The organism is Lentilactobacillus sunkii DSM 19904 (assembly GCF_001435575.1).
GTDB classification, from domain to species: domain Bacteria; phylum Bacillota; class Bacilli; order Lactobacillales; family Lactobacillaceae; genus Lentilactobacillus; species Lentilactobacillus sunkii.
Genome location: NZ_AZEA01000051.1, coordinates 1 through 3,809, shown reverse-complemented (window position 1 = coordinate 3,809; position 3,809 = coordinate 1). Strand labels below are relative to the sequence as shown.

Here is a 3,809-nt window from a genome sequence, read left to right as displayed (position 1 = left end):
TATATATTGACTATACGTAGAAAACGTGCTCCCCAAGCCAGCTTTTTCCGCTTAGTCCAATAACGGCCTTTAACGCAAACCCTGCGTTAAAGGCCGTTATTACACTAATGCTCGAAAGCTAACCGGCTTGGCTCGCACTCTACGCGATTGTATCCGCCGTCATATGGAACACGTCTGACAACGATTCGGTTTTGTCGGCAAATTTCTTGTTAAGAATTAATTGACGAAAATCTTCGATTGAAATATGTTCAGTATCCTTTATTGGGAATGCCTGACCCGTATAAGAACCGGTAACTAATGTGATTACCAAGCCATCCTTGCTATCCAAGTGGACTTGATAATTTTCAAAATAGATTCCATCATCATAATTACCTGTTAATACCTTATGAGATGCAAAATAATCTGAAATAAAATCACTGAACTTCTCTTTTGATCCTAATGATTCCTTAAATTGTTTTTGAATTGCGACTGTCATCGTAAGACTCCCTCTCTCTCAAAATTGTGTCTAATCAAATAACAATGCACATCTAAATCATGTAAATGATATTTATTTATCACCTACTAATTTTCATTTTAACCACTCAGACGCATAGTACAAGGAAAAAGTAAATGAAAACGTTGCCAGAACGCGATTTGTAACATTCGCATCCTGACAACGTTTTCAATTATTTATTCTTTTTTGATTTTTCAGGAACCTTTTCCAATTCAGCCAAAGCTTTCTCCAACTCAGCCTTTTCTGAGTCTGGTAAATCCGGATATTTCAATGGTAATTCTTTCATCCGACGATCAATGATGTCCGAAACACAAAGCCGTGAGTACCACTTATCATCAGACGGAATGATGTACCAAGGATTAGTCTTGTTGGCAGTATGCTCAATGGCGTCCTCGTAGGCCTTCTGGTAGTCATTGAAGTAACGGCGCTCCTTAATGTCGGCTGAAGCGAACTTCCAATTGTGATCCGGCAGTTCAATTCGGCGTTTGAACCGATCACGCTGCTCATCTGCAGACATGTGAAGGAAGAATTTCAGCACCATGAAGCCGTTTCTGGTCAAGTAGTCTTCAAAGAAGTTAATATCCTTAAACCGGCCATCAAAGAATTTATTATCAACCTGATCCAGCTTGGTAATCGCACCAATCTTGGCATTCACAATCATCTCGGGATGAACTCGGCTGATTAAGACATCTTCATAGTATGACCGATTGAAGATCCCAATAATACCGTGTTCCGGGATGTGTCGATGAATCCGCCAGAGATAGTCGTGACTCAATTCAATTGAAGTTGGCGATTTAAAGCTGGTAACGTCAATTCCTTGTGGATTAACCCCGCTTAAAATGTGACGAATCATGCTGTCCTTTCCTGAACCGTCCATCCCTTGGAAGATAATGAGTACACCAAAATGGTTCTGAGCATACAGCTTACCCTGCAGATCCTGAAGTGCAATAATGTTTTTCTCAATCCGCGCCTTAATGTCATCTTTGTTTAAATTTTCACCGGTTGCAGATGTCGGAATCTTATCAATTTTTAAATCCCGATCCCCGTTGTACCGAAAAGATTTCTCACGATCAAACATTTTCTTTTCGTCCAAAGTAAAGCCCCCTAAAGATTGTATCCTAATAATTGTATAATAGCTCAAATCCTAGAAAAATAGCTTGGAGAATGTTTGTAATCTCCACATTTATTTCTCATATTGAGTATACTAGATTACATACAAATAGTTTCATATAACGCTGTTTTCATCCAGTACCGATGTTGCGTTATTCAACTTCTCAGAGGAGGCATTCCATTGAATAAATTAATTTTAAATGCAAATGATGCTCAAGGCGGCCAGTCACAGCAGCCTGCCGAAGATTCAATCGTCAAGTCATTATTAAAGGACGACCTATACAAAGCCGTTAACGGCCGTTGGGAAAAGACCGCCGAAATTCCGGCTGATCATTCATCAACCGGTGGCTTTATGGATCTCAACGATAATATTGACAAACAATTGATGAGTGACCTTGACGACATTATCAAGGAAAACAAATCCCATGATGCACCATTCTCAGAGTTTCTAAAGTTGTATGAATTAGCTCGCAACTACAAGAAACGTGATGCCGACGGGGCAGATCCGCTGAAGCCCTACCTGGAGAAAATCGAAAACATTACCAGCTTTGATGATTTAAACGAATCCCTTCCAGAATTGGTTAAAGAAGGGTATCCACTGCCATTTGGATTCTGGGTTGAACCCGACATGAAGAATACTCAGGTGAATGCGTTATTCGCTGCGGTTCCCGGACTATTTTTACCCGATCGAACTTATTATGAAAACAACAATCCAGCTTACAAGCAATTAATGCCGGTCTTCACCAAAATGGCCAGCCAGCTACTCGTCTTAGCTGATTACAGCAGTAACGAGGCCGATGAGATCGTTGAATCTGCTAAACGATTTGATGCAAAAATTGCACCAAACGTTAAATCAGCCGAAGAATCAGCCGATTACAGCAAAATGTACAACCCGCAAAAGTTTGCCTACTTCTCAGAATCAAGCTCCCACATTGATTTCATGAACCTTGCCGACTCATTATTCGGCAACGCTCCAGAACAAGTGATTGTGACTGAACCGAAGTTTTATGAACGATTTGACGGCTTGGTCAACACCAACACCTTCACCGATATGAAGAATTGGATGCTGGTCAACATGGTTCGTTCCGCATCCGGCTACTTATCAGAAGAATTTCGCCAAACCGGTTCTGTCTTTAGTCGTGCCCTTTCCGGCAAGAAAGAGGCAACGCCACAAAAGAAGTCGGCGTTCTATCTCGCTGAAGGCACCTTTGGTCAAACCATTGGTGACTACTATGCCAAGAAATACTTTGGTCCCAAAGCCAAGGCCGATGTTGAGCACATGGTCCGCAGCATGATCGCTGTGTATAAGAACCGTTTGAGCAACAACGATTGGTTAAGCAAAGCCACCCGAGAAAAAGCCATTTTGAAGCTCGATAAATTGGAACTTCAAGTTGGGTATCCTGATCATATTGATGAATTGGAGTACAAGTTCAAGGTGATACCTGAAAGTGAAGGCGGCACATTATTTGATAACATGTCGCAATTCGGCGCCATTACGGTTCAAGATACGTTTGAAAAGCTGGGCAAACCGGTTGACCGGACCAAATGGGAAATGAGTGCAGCCACGGTTAACGCGTACTATGAACCATTTAAGAACATCATTGTCTTCCCTGCCGCCATTCTCCAAGCCCCGTTCTATAGTTTGAAGCAGACTTCAAGCCAAAATTATGGTGGAATCGGTGCAGTTATCGCCCATGAAATTTCTCATGCGTTTGATAACAACGGCTCCCTGTTTGACGAGTTAGGTAACTTGAATAATTGGTGGACCAAAGAAGATCATGATCACTTCTCAAAACTTGCCGATAAGATGATTAAAGAATTTGACGGCATTCCATATGCCGGTGCTAAAGTAAACGGTAAATTGACCGTTTCAGAAAATATTGCTGATGGCGGTGGACTGAGCTGTGCCAATGAAGCAGCCAAGAATGAGAAGGACTACAATTTGTACGACTTCTTCATCAACTGGGCCAAGGTATGGCGAATGAAAGCAACCGAGCAATACAAGCAATTGCTGCTAAACATCGACGTCCATGCCCCAGCAGAATTAAGGGCAAACGTCCAGGTAAAGAATTTGGACGATTTCTACTCAACCTTCGAGGTAAAACCAGGCGACGGAATGTACCTGAAACCGGAGGATAGGGTAAAAATCTGGTAGAGGATAGGGTAAAAATCTGGTAGAGATAATATGAAGTGACCCCCTAAGTTG

Annotated in this window: 3 protein-coding genes; 1 reads left to right on the top strand and 2 read right to left on the bottom strand. The window is 41.9% G+C overall.

All coding sequences use genetic code 11. From position 1 onward, the window contains the following. Positions 1–139: 139 nt before the first annotated feature. Positions 140–475 (bottom strand): hypothetical protein, encoded by a 336-nt coding sequence (locus tag FD17_RS12800; protein ID WP_057826567.1) that lies wholly within the window; start codon positions 473–475, stop codon positions 140–142. A 190-nt stretch (positions 476–665) separates the two neighbouring features. Further along, entirely contained in the window at positions 666–1,571 is a 906-nt protein-coding gene (locus FD17_RS12795; RefSeq protein WP_070368163.1) for a PPK2 family polyphosphate kinase, read from the bottom strand. A 213-nt stretch (positions 1,572–1,784) separates the two neighbouring features. On the opposite strand from FD17_RS12795, the gene FD17_RS12790 reads away from it, so the two are divergent. Then, positions 1,785–3,758: a M13 family metallopeptidase gene (locus tag FD17_RS12790; protein WP_235803234.1), complete on the top strand. Its 1,974-nt coding sequence runs from the start codon at positions 1,785–1,787 to the stop codon at positions 3,756–3,758. The last annotated feature ends 51 nt before the right edge of the window (positions 3,759–3,809 follow it).